Below are 18,418 nucleotides of genomic sequence, written 5' to 3' on the forward strand. Positions count from 1 at the left end.
TCACCTCTCACGAATTATTCATACAACAGATACTTCTTTCTCATCAGGTCATATGTTGTAAGACCCTCTGCCCACGTCGCTCTAATATCGGCTGGAGCTAAACCCTGTTCAATTTGCTGCTGCAATTTTTTCGTTCCAGCAAGATTGGTAAAGAAATCATTAAAAAATTCTTTTTTCTTTCCGTAGCCAACATACGCTTCGATCAACCATTCGAGATTAATTTTGTCCAATTGTGGTGCTTCAGAAAGATCTCTCCCATTACAAAGCTGCCCTTTAAATTTAGGATACTTGGCTCCTTCATTCGATTGTGGTGTAAACTGAAACGTAAATTTTTCCGAAGGCAACTCAGGCGCACCAAAAATCTGAAACTGCTTGTCTGTTCCGCGACCAGCACTTACAACCGTACCTTCAAAAAAACAAAGACTAGGGTAGAGGTTGATGGATTGATCGTTTGGTAAATTAGGAGACGGCTTTACAGGTAGTGAATAGTTTTTTTCATGTAGGTAATTATCCATAGGTATGACAGTCAAATCACATTGGATTCCAATATTCAGCCATTTTTCACCATTAATCATTTGCGCATATTCGGCAATGGTCATTCCGTGAACGACAGGCACAGGATGCATCCCGACAAAACTTTTATAAACTGGCTCTAGTATGGGCCCATCAATATAACGCCCATTTGGATTAGGACGATCCAATACCATGACAGGAATTCCCGCTTCGGCACAGGCTTCCATGACATAATGAAGCGTAGAGATATACGTGTAGAATCGAGCGCCCACATCTTGAATATCAAATACGACCATATCGAGCCCTTGTAACTGAGCCGCAGTTGGTTTTTTATTGTTTCCGTAGAGCGATATAATAGGCAATCCCGTAGCGGTATCGATTCCGTCTTTTACAAGTTCTCCAGCATCTGCTGTACCTCTAAATCCGTGCTCTGGTGCAAAAACTTTCTGGACATTGATCTTTTCTTTTAATAAATAATCCACCAAATGCATGTCATTCTCTATGGTCTTAGTACCAATACGAGAGGTCTGATTGGCTACTACCGCAATTCTTTTTCCCTGTAATAGTGGGAAATACTTTTGAGGCAGGGCTGCAGCAACGATGATTTCATTTTGGAGCGTTGCTTCCTTTTTTCTTTCAATATCTCTTTCGGCATCTTCTTTTACGGCAACTCCCGCTTCTATTAGGTCGTCTAAGGTGCTTTCATTTTCAGGAATAGTGTTCGTTGTGGTGCTTCCGCAAGAAAAGGCGACAAAAAGCGTTAATAAAAGTGTATTTTTGAAAAACAATAATCGCATAGCATTCGTGAATTTAGAATTTTTTATCGCCAGACGTATCATCACGTCCAAAGACCATAAAAGTAATATTTCGGCACCGATAATAAAAATTGCCATTACCGCAATTGTACTTGGGTTTGTGGTTATGTTGGTTTCTATTGCGACGGGTGTCGGACTCCAAAAAAAGATCAAAGAAAAAGTCTCTGCCTTTAATGGTGATATTGTGATTACCAACTACGATACCAACTTCTCAAACGATTCTGGTATCCCAATTAGTATCAATCAGCCGTTTTATCCCGAATTTAAATCTGTTAACGGAATTCGCCACGTGCAAGCGACGGCTTTAAAAGGAGGCGTAATTCGTACCGAAACCGATTTTGAAGGAGTGGTTGTTAAAGGTGTGGGAGCCGATTATAACTGGGAGTATTTTGAAGAATTTCTAACTGAAGGCAACTTGCCCGATCTCTCTGGAGACCTGAATAGCGAATCATTAATTTCGCAATATCTTGCCAATCGCCTCGGATTTAAAGTAGGGGACAAGGTACGTACCTATTTTCTCAATACCGATAGTTCCAAAGCACCACGAAGCAGAGCATTTGTGGTTTCAGGAATTTATGATAGTGGCTTTCTCGAATTTGATCAACAGTTTATGATGGCAGATATTCGGCACGTTCAACGACTTAATAATTGGGAAGATACACTGGTGGGAAGCTTTGAACTTTTTGTCGAAGATTTTGATGAGATCAATGAGGTTGCCAATCAAGTGTACACCGAAATTCCTAGCGACCTCGATGCGGTTTCGATCCGCGACAAATACTACTCGATCTTTGAGTGGACCGACCTGTTCGATTTCAATATCGCCCTTATTATTGGTATCATGATTTTGGTCGCAGGGATTAACATGATCACAGCCTTGCTCGTATTAATTCTGGAACGTACACAAATGATAGGAATTTTAAAAGCACTGGGAAGCACAGATTGGAGCGTTCGAAAGGTATTTTTATACAATGCGATGTATTTGATTGGCGTCGGACTTTTCTGGGGAAATCTTATTGGTATTGGTTTATTATTAATTCAAAAATATTTTAAAGTTATTACACTCAATCCACAAACCTACTATGTTACCGAAGCTCCTGTCTATTTTGATGTTGGCTATATAGTGTTGTTAAACATTGGAACTTTTCTGCTATGTCTAGTAATGTTATTGGTGCCATCGTATATTATTTCAAAAATATCTCCTGTAAAGGCGATCCGATTTGAATAACTTGGGCGCTCCCCACTCACTCACTGCCTTCGTTCTGGGTCAGGCTATCCGCTATATCCAAGACTTAAAAAACGTCTTGGGATGCCGCTGCTATCCTTAGCGCAAAATCCTTGCACTTCACATCCCTAAAACGTACCTTTGCCGTCTCTAAAAAAGACTATGGAATACGCAAAAAATATATTGGAAACTATTGGGAATACGCCTTTAGTGAAGATCAATAAACTGGCCGAAGAAATTCCGGCACTGGTACTCGCCAAATACGAAACCTTTAACCCTGGCAACTCGGTAAAAGATCGTATGGCAGTGAAGATGATTGAAGATGCCGAAGCAGATGGTCGCCTCCAACCTGGCGGTACCATCATTGAAGGAACCAGCGGAAACACAGGAATGGGATTGGCTCTGGCTGCGATTGTCAAAGGCTACAAGATGGTATGTGTGATTAGTGATAAGCAGAGCAAGGAAAAAATGGACATCCTCCGTGCGGTAGGTAGTAAGGTAATCGTTTGCCCCACCAATGTAGAACCGGATGATCCCCGATCGTACTACTCGACTTCAAAACGCCTTGCCGAAGAAACACCTAATAGCTGGTATGTGAATCAGTATGACAACCCAAGCAACGCTGCAGCACATTATGAAAGTACTGGACCAGAGATCTGGAAACAAACCGATGGAGAAGTTACCCATTTTGTAGTAGGAGTAGGAACTGGTGGAACCATTAGCGGGGTGGGTAAATACCTAAAAGAACAAAATCCGAATGTAAAAGTTTGGGGAATTGATACTTACGGAAGTGTCTTTAAAAAATACCACGAGACAGGAGTTTTTGACGAAAACGAGATCTATCCATATATTACCGAAGGCATCGGAGAAGATATTTTACCAAAGAATGTAGATTTTTCAGTCATTGATGGTTTTGAAAAGGTTACCGATAAAGATGCGGCCATCTATACGCAAAAGCTATCAAAAGTTGAAGGAATGTTTTTAGGGAATTCAGCAGGAGCAGCGATGAAGGGACTCCTTCAGCTAAAAGATAAGTTTACTAAAGACGATGTAGTAGTCGTATTATTCCATGACCATGGAAGTCGCTATGTAGGTAAAATGTATAATGACGAGTGGATGCGCGATCGCGGATTTATAGAAGACGAAGCAACGGTTGCAGAGGACCTTATTAAAGATCATGCAGATAAACCTTTAATTACAGTAAAAACCGAAGAGTTAGTTTCTCACGCCATTGAGCGCATGAAACAATTTAAGATCTCACAGATTCCTGTAGAAGATACCACAGGTTTTGTAGGAGCCTTAGATGAAACAGATCTACTTCGAAAGTATCTGGAAAATAAGGACATTTCTAACTTGCCAATTAAAGAAGTGATGCACAAACCGTTTCCTATTGTAAAACGAAGCACTCCCATTGAAGAAGTATCTAAACTGATACATAAAGAAAACAATGCAGTATTGGTAGCTCTTGAAAATGGAAGCTACCATATTATTACAAAGCATGATATTATAAGTGCCTTGTAATTAAAACCTATAATTGGTTTAAAATCCCGCTTCTCTAAGCGGGATTTTTTTTATCTTTAAGGTTCTCCCCGGTTGGCGCGCCAACTATATGAAGGAAGACTTTTTACATTATGTCTGGAAATTTCAGAAATTTGAAATAGCACAGCTTACTACTACAACCAACGAGTTGCTTACAATTAGTAACGCAGGGCAACACAATGCCAACTCGGGACCTGATTTCTTTAATGCCAGAATTACAATAGGTAATCAGCAATGGGCAGGAAATGTGGAATTACATATAAAAGCTTCAGACTGGTATGTCCATCAGCATGAAAAAGATGTAGCATATGATTCGGTGATTCTACATGTGGTTTGGGAATACGATGCTGATATCTTCCGAAGGGATGGCACAACAATTCCAACGATTGTTTTAAAAGAAATTGTTTTACCAGAAGCTACTTCCAATTACCAAAATCTATTTACAAAAGAGTATCAGTTTATAACCTGTGAGCAGTCCATCGCAACAGTTTCAGAATTTACACTTAGTAATTGGATTGAACGGTTGTATTTTGAGCGTTTGGAAAAACGATCGTTAGCGATTAACAGAGAAGTAGAAACCCTTCAGTATGATTGGGAAGCCTTACTTTTTAGAATGTTGGCAAAAGGGTTCGGACTTCAAGTTAATGGCGAAGCATTTTGGAGTATGGCTAGTTCTTTAGATTTTTCTATAGTGCGAAAATGTAAGAGCTCATTTCAGTTGGAAGCTTTATTGTTTGGACAAGCTTCATTGTTAGAAACAGAGATGGAGGACAAGTACTATCTAGCTTTGCAACGAGAGTACAGATACCTTCAGAAAAAATTTGGTGTTTCAAATGCGCATGTGATTCCGGCGAACTATTTTAGGTTGCGTCCACCTAACTTTCCAACCATACGATTGTCACAACTAGCGGGTTTGTATCATAATTCAAGCCACTTATTTTCAGAAGTAATGGCAGCAAGAAATTTGGAGCGCTTGTATGTATTATTTGATTGTAGGGCAAGTGAGTACTGGGAAACCCATTTTAATTTTCAGGTCGTTTCAAAAAAGAAAAGCAAGCAGCTTACTAAAAAGTTCATCGATTTGTTACTTATAAATGTGGTACTTCCTGTAAAATTCTGCTATGCTTCGTATCAGGGTCAGGATGTTTCTGAAGAGATCATTTCGTTGGCAAGTGCGATGCCTTCCGAAGAAAACACTATCCTTACAAAGTTTAAAAACATTGGTATTAGGTCAAATACTGCTTTAGAAAGTCAGGGATTACTGGAGCTTAAGAAAAATTACTGTGACCCAATTCGCTGTCTGCATTGTGCGATAGGAACCGCTATTCTAAAAAATTGATCATTTCCACTTGATATTGCAGCCTATGCTTGGTTTTTGATCTTTTCGTTGCGGATTGTTATTTAAAATGTTATCCAATGCTTCTCTAAGGTCACGACCGTTGACCGGAATGCCATTGCCCGGGCGAGAGTTGTCAAGTTGTCCTCTGTAGACCAACTTCAAGTTATCATCAAACAAATAAAAGTCTGGTGTACAAGCAGCATCATAAGCTTTAGCTATTTCCTGACTTTCATCAAATAGATATGGAAAACTAAAATTGTGTTTACGGGCGTTTTGCCACATTTCGGCCGGACCGTCCTGTGGATATTTCTCTACATCATTACTACTAATGGCAACAAAACCAAAACCAGTCACTCGATAATCATTAGCCAAACGAACCAGTTCTTCATTCACGTGTTTTACAAATGGGCAATGATTACAGATAAACATTACGACAGTGCCTTTTTCGCCACGAACATCTTTAAGACTCACTGCCTTATTGGTAATCGTATCTAATAATGTAAAATCTGGAGCAACAGTGCCTAAAGACATCATATTTGAAGGAGTGAGGGACATAGTAAGAAATTTAATGATTAGTTGTAAAAGTACGGTTAAAGTTACAAAGTATGGTTTTTGATATTGCGTCTAAATTATTAAACATTTTATAATTTTTTGAATTTGAACAGTAACTCTTGTATCTTTAAATAAAACAAAATAACATGAAAGAATCATATAGTTCTTTGTCGGTTGCGATAGAAGATTTAAAAAGAGAAGGATATACTGAAGACTTTAATCTCATTGAAGAGGGAATCAAGTCAAAAGGGTTAAAAAGAGAATGGAAAGCTGAAGGATTGGATGTAGTGAAATTTTACCGCTTTGAAGGAATGACCAACCCTGGGGATAATACAATATTGTACGCTATTAAAACTGCAGACGGGCATAAAGGTTTATTGGTCGATGCGTATGGAGCCGATAGCGGCCCTATCTCGAAAGAAATGATCGAGAAACTACGAATCAATCATGAGTAAGAAGTTGTCCTGGACCGATTTTGAGAAAGTTGATATGCGGGTAGGAACCATTATCGAAGTAAATGATTTTCCCGAAGCCCGAAATTCGTCCTACCAATTACATATTGATTTTGGTGCCGAAATAGGCATTAAGAAAACATCTGCTCAAATTACCACATTGTATAAAAAAGAAGATCTTCTTGGAAAGCAGCTTGTGGCTGTAGTAAATTTTCCACCAAAACAAATCGCTAGTTTTATGAGTGAATGTCTTGTTTTGGGTGCTGTAAATGGAAAAGATGTCACCTTATTACATCCTGGACTTAAAGTTAAGAATGGATTACGAATATCCTAAAACTTCTATTTTAAAATATTTATAAATTCCTAGGAAAGGTCCTATGGCCAAAATCATAAATAGATACGGTATTGGGATGGCTGTAGAAAGAAAGGAAAGCAATTGAATACTAATAATTGTGATTGCAAAACCCATACAATTTACTATGGTTAGAGCGGTTCCTTTTATAGTTGGCGTAGCATTATTTGCTACTAAAGTTGAAAACAAAGGACTGTCTGCAATCACTACCATACCCCATAACATTAGAATTCCTAAAAAGAGAAATGGTGGTAACTCAAATAATAGAGGAGAAGCAAGGCACAAAACTCCAGAAATACATAATGAAGCATAGGCAACTTTTTTAATCCCCTTTCTTGCTGAAAGAAAACCTCCCAAAATACACCCCAAACTACCAGCAGCGATGATTAGGAACGTCCATAAAGAGCTATTGATAGCAGTTTCTGGATTCTGAAGGTCATATGTTGCCAGAAAAACAGGTATAAAAGCCCAGAATGCATACAGTTCCCACATGTGTCCAAAATAGCCAACCGCAGCGTGTCTGAATTTTTTATTTTTAAAAACATGTATAAACGCAGAAAGTTTTAGCTTTTGAGCAGCCTCTCTGTAGGGTCCATTTGGAACAAGAAATCCAATACAGAGTCCTCCTAGCATAGCTATAATTGAGATGCAGATAGTAATAATTTTCCAGGAAGTTTCAGAAAAAAAAGTGACTAGTAGGTGTGGAAAAGCAGTTCCCAATACCAATGCAGCTACGAGAAAGCTTAAAGAAATTCCGAGGCTTTTTTTAAAATAATCTGCAGCGATTTTCATTCCTACAGGATAAATCCCGGCAAGAAAAAAACCAACCAAAAAACGAATCAAGAGGAGCGAAGTGAGTATATTTCCTTCCCAAAGTGTGGCTAAATTTAGAAAAGCGCCCAGCATGGCACAGCCTAAAAATACCTTTGAAGGAGAAAAGCGATCTGAAATAGTAAATATGGCAAATACCAATGTTCCAATAATAAAACCTAGCTGAACTGCTGAGGTTAAATTTCCCAATTCATTTTCCTCTAATTGAAAGACACTGATTAACTGTGTAAGTATCCCATTCGTAGCAAACCACAAAGCAGTACCGCAAAATTGAGAAAATATAATTATGGAAAGTATGTATGGAGGAATCCGCACAATGAAGTTATCTTTTTTCGGGTGGAATGTGTCCATAATCACTGAATTGCTGATGGGTGATTTTTAGATCCTTCGGATCGAAAATTACAGTAGTAGCAGCAGGATGTTTGTCAATATGATAAGAAGGCCTTATAGGTCTAGGAGTTAAGTTTCCTGTGCAATTAGGACAAATATTTTTAAACAATTTCTGCGCGCACGTAGTACAATAGGTACATTCAAAAGAACAAATCATCGCTTGAATACTATTGTAGGGAAGTTTTTTATTACAATGTTCACAAGAAGGGCGAATTTCTAACATATGCTCACTTTTATATAAGGTCTAAAGATACACTAAATTGTTAAATTAATGTTAATATAGTACTATGCATTGCAAAGTAGTGTAACAAAAAAGGTAGTTGGGTCGTCTATATAGTATAACCGAATAAATAAAAAAACTATGAGAACCTTAAACACCGATCAATTAACAAGCAGAGTAGCTACTTTAAAAGCATATACCTGGAACCTGAAGCGACGTCACCGACTTTAATTGCTTCTAAAGAACTTACAAAATTATTCATCAATCAAAAATCAATCTATCATGAGAACATTAAACAACAATCAATTAACAAGTAGAGTAGCCACTTCAAAGGCGTATGCCTGGAATCTGAAGCGTCGCTACAGACTCTAAAAGCAGGAACAACCAAAATCAGTCACTATGAAATCTGCTTCGAGAGTATTTAAAAAAAGACAGCTGGAGAGTACCAGACGACAATGTATTGTTGGTGCAACTTGCATGCTCGCTAAACACCTAGGTGACCCCTTATACAAGCGTATTCAATTACGGGAATATTAAAACAAAAAACCCAACCAAAAACTAAAACTGAAAAGTCTATCGACGCTTTTCAGTTTTTTTATGACTATAATTAAACCTCACTGTCTAATAAATCAGTTGCCACATGATATCTAGGGTCTTCGATCGAATCATTAATAATGGTTTCAAATTCTGGATTCCATTTTAATAAGATTGTTTTACAGTCCGGACTTAAATGTGTTAGGGTTACTTTTTTCCCGTTGTCGATATATTTATTAGCGATATTCCGAAGGGCTTCCACACCACTGTGATCATTGATTTGTGATTCGATAAAGTCAATTTCAATATGCTCAGGATCGTTGGCTACGTCAAATTTTTTATTAAAAGCCGAGGTTGATCCGAAGAATAGGGGACCCCAAATTTCATATACTTTCGTGCCATCTTCTTTGATGCGTTTTCTAGCTCTAATCATGGTTGCACTCTTCCAGGCAAAGGATAAGGCGCTCATGATAACCCCAGCAATGACGGCTATTGCCAAATCCTGCCAAACTGTGATTGCCGAAACTGCAATTAACACAATGGCATCTGTCAACGGAATTTTATGTAGAATTCTAAAACTACTCCAAGCAAAAGTTCCAATTACTACCATAAACATTACTCCTACCAGGGCTGCAATAGGAATTTGTTCTATCAAGGGAGCTCCAAATAAGACAAAACAAAGTAATGCGACTGCCGCCACAGCTCCAGAGAGTCGTCCACGACCTCCAGAGTTAATATTAATAATAGATTGTCCTATCATTGCGCAACCACCCATGCCACCAAAAAGTCCATTCACAATGTTAGCTCCTCCTTGCGCTACACATTCACGGTTTCCGCTCCCACGGGTTTCGGTCATTTCATCAATTAGATTTAAGGTCATTAAACTTTCAATCAATCCCACAGCTGCTAAGATAAAAGCTGTTGAAAGAATCATGCTCCAGTTATCGCCAATCGTGTAAAATAACGTAAAAATCTGATCTTGAAATGTAGGAAGCCCTCCTTCTAGGCCTGTTCCGCCACCATCTTTGATAAAGGATCCTACGGTGCTTACGTCCATCTTTCCGAAGATAACAATCCCAGCAACTACAACAATTGCGGTTAAAGCCGCAGGAATCTTTTTTGTCAGTTTTGGCAGTCCAAACATAATTGCCATTGTAAGTGTTACTAGGCCTAACATATAGAGTAGGGTATTCCCAGACATCCATTGCATTTCGCCCCCTACATTTTCTTTAAATAAGCCTAGTTGAGATAAGAAAATTACGATGGCTAGACCATTGACAAAGCCCATCATTACAGGATGCGGAATTAAACGAACAAATTTTCCTAAACGAAGCACTCCCGCCAGAATCTGAATTCCACCTACAAATAATAAAGTGATAAACAACCATTGTAAACCTAGATTTTCTATAGGAGTAGCCAATGTCTCTCCAACTTCGTTTCCTTTAGCAATTAAGTGTACCATAACCACGGCCATAGCTCCAGTAGCTCCACTAATCATTCCGGGACGACCTCCAAAAAGAGCAGTGATGATTCCCATCATAAATGCACCATATAATCCAACAAGGGGATCAATGCCAGCTACAAAAGCAAACGCTACTGCTTCTGGAACAAGTGCTAAAGCAACTGTTAATCCTGAGAGGATATCATTTTTTGGATTTTGTGTAAAGTTTTGTAGGGTCTTTTGTAATAACATAACTACTTCTTAAAAAGCGGCAAAGATACTGTTATGTAGAGAGGGTTACTAATTAATGGCATCAATTTTGCATTTTTATAAACTATAAAAGCAAAACTATGGAGAAATTGAACTAAATTCGCCAGCTTTTTCAGACGAAACGTAAAGCACTGCCCAGCTGCAATGAAACATAAAGTAAACATTTTAAGTCCCGAAATGTCCCTAAAAAGAAACATTGCCGGTGGTAGTAAATCAAAAGCCTTCTTGTATTGAGAAGGCTTTTTTTATGCTTTAGTGTGTTGTTGTATGTAAATTCTGTAATATAATTTTTAAGATTAATTACTTTGTAACGTCTTCCAGTTTTCGTCTGCTTGTTTCTGAAGTCTTTCCGGACCTTCTTCAGCCCATTTCTTTTTTGTATCTGCAAACACAGTATCGTAGAATAAATATAATTTTCCGTCTCTGATTTCAAACGATTCTGGATTAATCCCAATTTTTTTATTATCTGCGCCCACTGCGTATGCACAATAGCCTCCATATTGAGGTTGGTATTTTGACGGATTTGCTTCAAACTCTGATTTGTTTTCTGCAGATGCAAATTTGTACTTCGCTCCTTCAAACATGGCGGTATGAACATCTAAACCAGGTACTGATGTATTGTTAAAATATTCGGTGACATCATAACCTTCTGCCATGTATCCATTTCCGTTTGTATTGATGGGACTTTTGGTTCCTGCACAGCTTAATAGTATCGTTGCAAGAATGGTGGTAAGTATATATTTCATGATTTTGGTTTATATGGTTGTCTAAGTTTAAACCAAAACCTTTCAGTTTAGATTTTAAATTTTATCTTACGTACATAGCCTAATAGGGTATTCTTGTTATAAGCTTACGGTTACAAATTACATTTCGCTTCCGAAGAAAATAGCATTCATCAACAACTTATTGGTTCCATACCAAAATGCCCTAAAGTTATGATTATCTGTAAAATATATAATATTTCCGTTACCAAGTCCTTTCTCTTTAAATGCAGATGTACCTGCTAGATCTTTAAGATTTGGCTTTGAAATATAGCCGCTTAATAAGGGAGCATCGGTATATTGGATAGGATTATTATAACTATCTGGATCTGCCTCCAAAAATAAAGTAGAGTTTCTGAATACCGGCAACATTTCATTTTTATATCCAAATGCAATAGGGTGGGAGCGATCCAATTTTGTATTGAAAATGGCACCACCAATCACTTGTGCGCCACGATAATCCCCTCGTTGCTCAAAACTAATAGCACGTGCTGTATCTTTTCTAGTTTTAAATTCCATCTCTAAAAGCTTCGTACTATTTAACCAACGACCAGTGTTTTTATAAGCGATAAGCGTTCCTCCATTCTCCACCCAGGTTTTTATTTTTTTTGCATCATCTTTGCCCAATGCATAACTATTTGGCAAAATAAGATCTGTATAGCGACTCAAATCGGTACGACTAAAATTTCGAGTATCCAGTTTTGTAAGTTGCATATCGTACCGTTGATCGAACAAATGCCAAATCTCGCCCGCATCATACGAAGTAACTCCCTCCCCAACCAGCATGGCAACTTTTGGAGCTTCAAGGGCTCTAAATTGATTACTACCTAAGTCTATTCCTTTTGTCAATCCCGTGCTAACTGCTGTGATGAGTACGTTTGCTTCCGCAGCTATTTCTTTTATGACTTCGGAAAGTTGGGTCGCATCCATTGACTGGTTTTGCACCGGAATTAAAATCGTTCCGTAGTCATAGTCTTTCCCAGCAATCGAAAATTGCTTCATGCCTACTTTGGCTCTAATTCCTTTTGAAAGTATAGCATTAAGTGCTTTTGGGGTAAGGTAATCGTGCCACTCCATCAAATACGCATAATTAGAAGTTGAAGGAAGTGCCACTCCACGTTTCTCAAAATTAATTACTTCGGTTCCTAATTTCCCAACCGAAGCAGTTTCGTCATAATCCATATTAAATGCCATCGGAAACGTCCATGCACTAATATCATAAAACAAACTATCCTGAAACGAAGTCCGTTTTTCAAACATCGCATTGATCAATCGATGCTGCTTCTGATTTTTTGGTATTACATAACTATACCCTTTTTTATAGGTTTTACCATTACTAGTGTAATCCTCTTTAAGTTCGTGAAATTTAATTTTATGACGGTTTAAAATTTCAGCTAAGTAAGCTACTTTATTGGCATCTTTTTCATCCCCAAATACAATGGCTCCACCATTAGCTGCTTCTTTTTGAGCATTGTTAAAAAAATCTTTTTGATAGTTCAGTAACTCTTCCCGCATGCTGCTGGCAGCTTCCAAAGTAGAAAGTGCAGCTGTAAATTGATTGCGAATGGTGAATGGAAAGGTTAAAATCCCATTGTCACTTTCTTGAGCATGACCGCGCGAACTTGCCTGCTCAAAAAGAATACCTATAGATCCGTTGATGTCTGGGAAGGTGGAACCTTTTCCGTAGTAGAAATCATCAAAGCTTTCTTCGGTATAATAAAAGCTTCCTATCTTATCGAATGCTCTCGCATGAAATTTAGCGATGTCTCCGGTTAATTCCTGATTCTTTTTAGGAGTTAATGGGTGTGTACGCGACGGGATTCCTGGTTGAAAAAAGAAACTGGCATTGGTTCCCATTTCGTGATGGTCGGTTAAAATATTGGGATACCAGTTATGAAAAGTTTCAATTCGTGCACGACTTTCTGGCAATTGTACTGGTAGCCAGTCACGATTCATATCAAACCAATAGTGGTTGGTACGTCCTCCTGGCCAGATCTCATCATATTCTCTGTCATTAGGGTCTGGATTAATATTCTTTGCTTTGTGAATATTTGCCCAATATGCAAAACGCTGTAACCCATCTGGATTAAAGGACGGATCGAAAAGTATGACCGTATTATTTAATAATGCATCAATTTTTGATCCTTGAGCTGCGGCAAGATAGTACGCGGCTACCAAACCAGCATTGGCACCACTAGGTTCATTTCCGTGGATCGAAAAGCCTTGATACACCACCACAGGCATGTTTTGGGTACTAGCCGAATTACCTTCGGTTAAACCCACATGTTCTTGTCTAATTTGTTCAAGATTCGAATGATTTTTTGGAGCAGTGATTGTAAGTAAGAGTAGCGGCCTTCCTTCAAATGTACTTCCGCGGTTTTCCAGCGTGATTCGGTCACTACTCTCTGCCAGAGTTGTCATATAGTGAACCAACTTATCATGAGTAACATGCCATTCTCCCACTTCATGACCTAAAACGCTTTTTGGCGTTGGGATCGTAGGATTGTAAGAAACATCATTGGGAAGATAATAATCAAGGTCTACAGTGTACTCCTGTGCCTGAATTGTAATACTGAAAATAATAAAAAATAAGAAGCTAAAATTTCGCATGTAACTGATTTAAAAGGAAGTTTGCATTTTAAAGTCACTAAAGATAAGTATAAAAAAAATCGCTCCAAAGTTGGAGCGATGTAAGTTTTTTTCTTTCCGAAGAAATACTAGTTATATATCATCAAAGTCTATATCTGTAAATCTTGACTCAGCAGGTTGGTCTAATGTTGCACCTGCTTCAGAAGCACTTTGAGGTCCTTCCTTATCTTCTGGTTTTTTGTAATCACTCTGGTGACGCTCACTAATTACTTCTTCTCCTTTTTCGTCAATAACATACTGTATCATTTCACCTAAGTTGTCTTTAAACTCGATAAAATCCTCTTTGTAAAGATAGATTTTATGTTTCTTGTAATGGAAAGATCCGTCGTCGTTGGTAAATTTTTTACTTTCGGTAATTGTTAGGTAATAATCTCCTGCCTTGGTCGCTCTTACATCAAAAAAGTAGGTGCGTCTTCCTGCGCGCATCACCTTACTAAAAATCTCTTCCTGCTCCATATACTTATCACTCATAATCTATGTATTGTTTGTTTAACGTTTGCCCAAAAATCTAAAAAAAATGTAAATACCGCAAGGTTATTTTACATTTCTTTTTCAGAGAGTTGTTTGTGGAATAATTCTTTATAGTACCCGTCTTGGTTTACTAGCTCATTATGAGTACCTTGTTGTATGATTTGCCCATCTTCAAGCACGATGATTTTATCGGCATTTTTCGCAGATGATACCCTGTGACTAACAATTATTGTGGTCTTATCCTGTGAAATTTTATGAAGATTTCCTAAGATCTCTTCTTCGGTTTCTGTGTCTACTGCGGAAAGACAATCGTCAAATAATAATATCTTGGGATCCTTGATGATGGCTCTTGCAATGGAAACACGTTGTTTTTGTCCGCCACTTAAGGTAATGCCACGTTCTCCCAACACAGTATCGTACCCTTTGCTGAAGCCTACAATATTTTTATGCACGGCGGCCAACTTAGCAGCTTCAATGACATCTTTATCGGAAGCATCTTCCTTCCCAAATTTAATGTTGCTTCGAATACTTTCACTAAACAGGAAGGCATCTTGAGGAACATAACCAATGGCGCCACGTACACTGTCTAGGTTAAGATCCTTTAAAGGTACTTCATCCAGTTTTAGCATGCCATGTTCAACATCGTACAGCCTGCCAATTAGTTCTAAAAGTGTAGATTTACCTGAACCCGTATTTCCAATAACAGCCAGGGTTTCTCCAGGGTTTACCGAAAAAGATACATTTTTTAACGCTGTAATATTGGTGTCAGGATACGTAAAACTTAAATTCTCAAAAGTAATTTTTCCTTTGATGGGAGTTGCTTCGGCCACTAGATTCTGAATAGCAGGTTCTTCATTTAGAAATTCGTTAATTCGTTTTTGAGAAGCTTCAGCTTGTTGCACCATGGAAGATACCCAGCCTACAATCGCTACTGGCCACGTCAACATATTTACATAGATCAAGAATTCTACAATCGTTCCGAAGTCAATTAAACCATCAATAAATTGCTTCCCACCTACATAAACCACTGCAATGTTACTGACTCCAATAAGTAGCACCATTAAAGGAAAGAAGAGCGCCTGTACTTTTGCAAGATCAATATTTTTCTCTTTACTGCCTTCTGAAAGTTCTATAAATCCATCGTTGGTACGAGTTTCAATTCCGTAGGCCTTTATAACAGAAATTCCACTAAAACTTTCCTGAGCAAAGGTGGTAAGACTTGAAAGGTATTGTTGTACTACCGTACTTCGTTTATGAATAGCTATACTGAGCTTGTACACTAAGATGGAAAGAATTGGCAATGGCAAAATTGCATATAAAGTAAGCAAAGGCGCTGTATAGAACATATAACTTATTACCACAATAAATAAAGTAACTGTTGTCGTACTATACATTATGGCCGGACCAGTATACATACGTACTTTTCCAACATCCTCACTAATTCGGCTCATTAAATCACCTGTGCGGTTCTGTTTGTAAAAGCTTAGTGACAGGCGTTCATATTGCTTAAAAACAACATTCTTAAGATCATACTCAATATAGCGCGACACCACAATAATTGTTTGTCGCATGATAAAGGTGAAAAGTGCTGCTAGCAGCGTGGTGCCTATTATGAGCAGAATGTTTTTAATTAGTTCAGATTTTACTTCGGAAAGTGTAATTCCTTCTCCTGTAACATACTGCTCCACTATGTTTAAAGTGTCTCCAATGATGATTGGAACAAAAAGTTTAAAAATTGCAGCAATAATTGTGACAATCAACCCCAAAAGCAGGCGTCCTTTATACTTTAAAAAATAACGGTTAATGTACTGAAGCTCTTTCATATATGTCTCAAGAGGTATTAACAAATTCTCTTTTTTGCTATACCACTATTGCGAAATCATTAAGTTAACACTACTTTTGCGCGTCCGTTTTGCGGATATAAAAATTTTAAAAGCTTATGATAACGGAAGTAGTTAACACAAAAGAACTAAAAAAAGTAGATCCGGTATTTGGTCAAATTTCATTTGACGAGCACGAGCAAATTGTTTTTTGCAATGACAAAGATACAGGATTAAAAGCAATAATTGGAATTCATAATACAGTAATGGGACCTGCCCTGGGAGGAACCAGAATGTGGGATTATAATAGCGAATGGGATGCTCTAAATGATGTATTACGACTTTCTCGTGGAATGACATTTAAATCGGCTATCACAGGATTGAATCTTGGAGGTGGAAAAGCAGTCATTATTGGGGATGCTAAAACGCAAAAAACACCAGAATTGATGTTGAAGTTTGGTGAATTTGTTCATTCTTTAAACGGAAAGTATATCACAGCCGAGGATGTTGGGATGACAACTTCAGATATGGATCTTGTTCGAACTGTGACTCCACATGTTACAGGTATTTCTGAAGAAAAAGGAGGTGCCGGAAACCCTTCTCCAATTACCGCATATGGAGTTTATATGGGAATGAAGGCTGCTGCTAAATACAAATTTGGAAGCGATACTCTTGACGGTAAGGTAGTTTATGTTGAAGGTATTGGTAATGTGGGTGAAACCCTAGTGAAACATCTTTCAGAAGAAGGAGCTAAAGTATATGTGGCAGATCTTAATCAGGAACGACTAGAAGAAGTGCGTGACAAATACGGAGTTGATATTTACGGCGGAAATAATTTGTATGCAGAAGATATGGATATCTATGCACCTTGCGCCCTTGGAGCAACTGTGAATGATGAGACCATTCCGCAGTTAAAAGCGAAAGTAATTGCAGGAGCAGCGAATAATCAATTAGCAAGTGAATTAAAACACGGCAAGATGCTTAGAGATTTAGGTATTGTCTATGCTCCCGACTTTTTGATCAATGCCGGAGGAATTATAAATGTCTATGCAGAACTTGAAAAGTACGGCAAAAAGGAGATCATTGAGAAGACAGAAAATATTTACAATACCACCTTAGAGATTCTCAAAAATGCTGAAGCCAACCAAGTGACAACACATCAGGCTGCACTTTCAATTGCACAGTCAAGAATTGAGGCGAGAAAAAACGGAAAGTAATTTTTCTAACACGATAAAATAGTATCTTTGCAGCGCACAAATTTTGTGCGCTGTTTATTTTTAAAAGTTCTTTACACACTATGCTCACAAGAAGACATATTCGTATTAAGGTGTTACAATCTGTTTATGCATTTCATCAAAGTAAACAGCCCGATATTGAAAAGCAGGAAAAATTCTTATTGTATAGCATGGATCAAATGCAAGACTTGTATTTATTACTGATACAATTATTACTTGCCATACAGGGACAGGCTGAAGATTACCTGGTAAAATCTCAAAAAAAGCACTTAGCAACTTCCGAAGAAAAGAATCCAAGTCGTAATTTTATTGAAAATAGAGTATTACAACTTATTACTGCCAATCCATCTTTTACCGAAGCAATAAAGAATAAAAAACTAGACTATTGGGCACAAGATGATGAGTATGTTACTATTTTGTTTAAACAACTTCGGAAAAAAGAGTGGTACCAGGCATATTTAGAAAAAATAGCCACTTCTTACGCAGAAGACCAAGAATTTATACTAAAGTTGTATAAAGAAATTATTGCTCCAAATGAAAAATTGTATGAGTATCTAGAAGATAAGCGATTAACTTGGTTGGATGATTATCCGTTAGTTAATACTGCGCTCATGAAGGCTTTGGGGAAAATCTCTGATAAAAATGCATCTGATCTGTTGGTCCCAAAGTTGTATAAAAATCATGAAGATAGGGAATATGCGTTAACGCTTTTTAGAAAAGTTATCTTAAAAGAAGAGGACCTTTCCGAAGAGATAGAAGGAAAAACGCCAAATTGGGATAAAGAACGAATCGCAGAACTTGATTTAATTATTCTAAAAATTGGAATTGCCGAATTTTTGTATTTCCCATCCATTCCTGTGCGAGTTACCATCAATGAATGCCTCGAAATCTCAAAAGAATATTCTACACCAAAGAGTAGTATTTTTATCAACGGTATTTTAGATAAACTGGTAAAAGAATTTGAAGAAAATAGTAAATTAAAGAAAATTGGTCGCGGACTTCGATAAAACTA

General features: G+C 37.8%; 16 protein-coding genes. 7 read left to right on the forward strand and 9 right to left on the reverse strand.

The genetic code is table 11. The features are described from left to right. Positions 1-14: 14 nt before the first annotated feature. Positions 15-1,310 (reverse strand): exo-beta-N-acetylmuramidase NamZ family protein, encoded by a 1,296-nt coding sequence (locus tag ACFQO1_RS05350; RefSeq protein ID WP_380216953.1) that lies wholly within the window; start codon positions 1,308-1,310, stop codon positions 15-17. 7 nt (positions 1,311-1,317) lie between these two features. On the opposite strand from ACFQO1_RS05350, the gene ACFQO1_RS05355 reads away from it, so the two are divergent. The 3 genes from ACFQO1_RS05355 to ACFQO1_RS05365 all read left to right on the forward strand — a co-directional run bounded on the left by ACFQO1_RS05355 (position 1,318) and on the right by ACFQO1_RS05365 (position 5,428). Further along, entirely contained in the window at positions 1,318-2,553 is a 1,236-nt protein-coding gene (locus tag ACFQO1_RS05355) for an ABC transporter permease (protein WP_380216954.1), read from the forward strand. Positions 2,554-2,712: 159 nt separating this feature from the next. Beyond that, positions 2,713-4,071, forward strand: coding sequence for a pyridoxal-phosphate dependent enzyme (locus tag ACFQO1_RS05360; protein WP_380216955.1), 1,359 nt, complete (start codon positions 2,713-2,715; stop codon positions 4,069-4,071). A gap of 88 nt (positions 4,072-4,159) precedes the next feature. Further along, positions 4,160-5,428, forward strand: a complete 1,269-nt coding sequence (locus tag ACFQO1_RS05365) for a DUF2851 family protein (RefSeq protein WP_380216956.1) — start codon at positions 4,160-4,162, stop codon at positions 5,426-5,428. On the opposite strand, the gene ACFQO1_RS05370 is transcribed toward ACFQO1_RS05365, so the two are convergent. Beyond that, positions 5,429-5,983, reverse strand: a complete 555-nt coding sequence (locus ACFQO1_RS05370) for a thioredoxin family protein (protein WP_380216957.1) — start codon at positions 5,981-5,983, stop codon at positions 5,429-5,431. Positions 5,984-6,126: 143 nt separating this feature from the next. Here ACFQO1_RS05370 and ACFQO1_RS05375 point away from each other — a divergent pair, with 143 nt between their 5' ends. Further along, entirely contained in the window at positions 6,127-6,435 is a 309-nt protein-coding gene (locus tag ACFQO1_RS05375; protein ID WP_380216958.1) for a phosphoribosylpyrophosphate synthetase, read from the forward strand. Beyond that, entirely contained in the window at positions 6,428-6,766 is a 339-nt protein-coding gene (locus ACFQO1_RS05380) for a tRNA-binding protein (RefSeq protein WP_380216959.1), read from the forward strand. Before ACFQO1_RS05375 ends, ACFQO1_RS05380 begins: the two co-directional genes overlap by 8 nt. Here the strand turns inward: ACFQO1_RS05380 and ACFQO1_RS05385 are convergent. The 7 genes from ACFQO1_RS05385 to ACFQO1_RS05415 form a co-directional block, all read right to left on the reverse strand. After that, the gene (locus ACFQO1_RS05385) at positions 6,752-7,966 is read right to left on the reverse strand and encodes an MFS transporter (RefSeq protein WP_380216960.1); all 1,215 of its coding nucleotides are present in this window, start codon (positions 7,964-7,966) and stop codon (positions 6,752-6,754) included. The two genes, ACFQO1_RS05380 and ACFQO1_RS05385, sit on opposite strands and share 15 nt — an antisense overlap. Then, the gene (locus ACFQO1_RS05390; protein WP_380216961.1) at positions 7,938-8,228 is read right to left on the reverse strand and encodes a DUF1272 domain-containing protein; all 291 of its coding nucleotides are present in this window, start codon (positions 8,226-8,228) and stop codon (positions 7,938-7,940) included. The genes ACFQO1_RS05385 and ACFQO1_RS05390 overlap by 29 nt, the downstream gene beginning before the upstream one ends. Before the next feature lie 604 nt (positions 8,229-8,832). Beyond that, complete coding sequence (locus ACFQO1_RS05395; RefSeq protein ID WP_380216962.1) at positions 8,833-10,452, reverse strand: SulP family inorganic anion transporter; 1,620 nt, start codon at positions 10,450-10,452, stop codon at positions 8,833-8,835. Positions 10,453-10,766: 314 nt separating this feature from the next. Continuing rightward, positions 10,767-11,216, reverse strand: a complete 450-nt coding sequence (locus ACFQO1_RS05400) for a YHS domain-containing (seleno)protein (RefSeq protein WP_380216963.1) — start codon at positions 11,214-11,216, stop codon at positions 10,767-10,769. A gap of 117 nt (positions 11,217-11,333) precedes the next feature. Then, on the reverse strand, positions 11,334-13,841 hold the full coding sequence (locus ACFQO1_RS05405; RefSeq protein ID WP_380216964.1) for a M14 family zinc carboxypeptidase: 2,508 nt from the start codon (positions 13,839-13,841) through the stop codon (positions 11,334-11,336). 111 nt (positions 13,842-13,952) lie between these two features. Then, positions 13,953-14,351: a PUR family DNA/RNA-binding protein gene (locus ACFQO1_RS05410; protein WP_380216965.1), complete on the reverse strand. Its 399-nt coding sequence runs from the start codon at positions 14,349-14,351 to the stop codon at positions 13,953-13,955. 68 nt (positions 14,352-14,419) lie between these two features. Next, complete coding sequence (locus tag ACFQO1_RS05415) at positions 14,420-16,174, reverse strand: ABC transporter ATP-binding protein (RefSeq protein WP_380216966.1); 1,755 nt, start codon at positions 16,172-16,174, stop codon at positions 14,420-14,422. A 116-nt stretch (positions 16,175-16,290) separates the two neighbouring features. On the opposite strand from ACFQO1_RS05415, the gene ACFQO1_RS05420 reads away from it, so the two are divergent. Next, positions 16,291-17,388, forward strand: a complete 1,098-nt coding sequence (locus ACFQO1_RS05420; protein ID WP_380216967.1) for a Glu/Leu/Phe/Val family dehydrogenase — start codon at positions 16,291-16,293, stop codon at positions 17,386-17,388. An 80-nt stretch (positions 17,389-17,468) separates the two neighbouring features. After that, positions 17,469-18,413, forward strand: coding sequence for a transcription antitermination factor NusB (nusB, locus tag ACFQO1_RS05425; RefSeq protein ID WP_380216968.1), 945 nt, complete (start codon positions 17,469-17,471; stop codon positions 18,411-18,413). The last annotated feature ends 5 nt before the right edge of the window (positions 18,414-18,418 follow it).

This window comes from Jejudonia soesokkakensis (assembly GCF_042664795.1).
GTDB lineage: Bacteria > Bacteroidota > Bacteroidia > Flavobacteriales > Flavobacteriaceae > Jejudonia > Jejudonia soesokkakensis.

Coding starts and splice junctions, on each gene's coding strand:
- ACFQO1_RS05350 (WP_380216953.1), bottom strand. CDS start 1,310: ATGCGATTATTGTTTTTCAAAAATACACTTTTATTAACGCTTTTTGTC.
- ACFQO1_RS05360 (WP_380216955.1), top strand. CDS start 2,713: ATGGAATACGCAAAAAATATATTGGAAACTATTGGGAATACGCCTTTA.
- ACFQO1_RS05365 (WP_380216956.1), top strand. CDS start 4,160: ATGAAGGAAGACTTTTTACATTATGTCTGGAAATTTCAGAAATTTGAA.
- ACFQO1_RS05370 (WP_380216957.1), bottom strand. CDS start 5,983: ATGTCCCTCACTCCTTCAAATATGATGTCTTTAGGCACTGTTGCTCCA.
- ACFQO1_RS05375 (WP_380216958.1), top strand. CDS start 6,127: ATGAAAGAATCATATAGTTCTTTGTCGGTTGCGATAGAAGATTTAAAA.
- ACFQO1_RS05380 (WP_380216959.1), top strand. CDS start 6,428: ATGAGTAAGAAGTTGTCCTGGACCGATTTTGAGAAAGTTGATATGCGG.
- ACFQO1_RS05385 (WP_380216960.1), bottom strand. CDS start 7,966: ATGGACACATTCCACCCGAAAAAAGATAACTTCATTGTGCGGATTCCT.
- ACFQO1_RS05390 (WP_380216961.1), bottom strand. CDS start 8,228: ATGTTAGAAATTCGCCCTTCTTGTGAACATTGTAATAAAAAACTTCCC.
- ACFQO1_RS05395 (WP_380216962.1), bottom strand. CDS start 10,452: ATGTTATTACAAAAGACCCTACAAAACTTTACACAAAATCCAAAAAAT.
- ACFQO1_RS05400 (WP_380216963.1), bottom strand. CDS start 11,216: ATGAAATATATACTTACCACCATTCTTGCAACGATACTATTAAGCTGT.
- ACFQO1_RS05405 (WP_380216964.1), bottom strand. CDS start 13,841: ATGCGAAATTTTAGCTTCTTATTTTTTATTATTTTCAGTATTACAATT.
- ACFQO1_RS05410 (WP_380216965.1), bottom strand. CDS start 14,351: ATGAGTGATAAGTATATGGAGCAGGAAGAGATTTTTAGTAAGGTGATG.
- ACFQO1_RS05415 (WP_380216966.1), bottom strand. CDS start 16,174: ATGAAAGAGCTTCAGTACATTAACCGTTATTTTTTAAAGTATAAAGGA.
- ACFQO1_RS05420 (WP_380216967.1), top strand. CDS start 16,291: ATGATAACGGAAGTAGTTAACACAAAAGAACTAAAAAAAGTAGATCCG.
- nusB (WP_380216968.1), top strand. CDS start 17,469: ATGCTCACAAGAAGACATATTCGTATTAAGGTGTTACAATCTGTTTAT.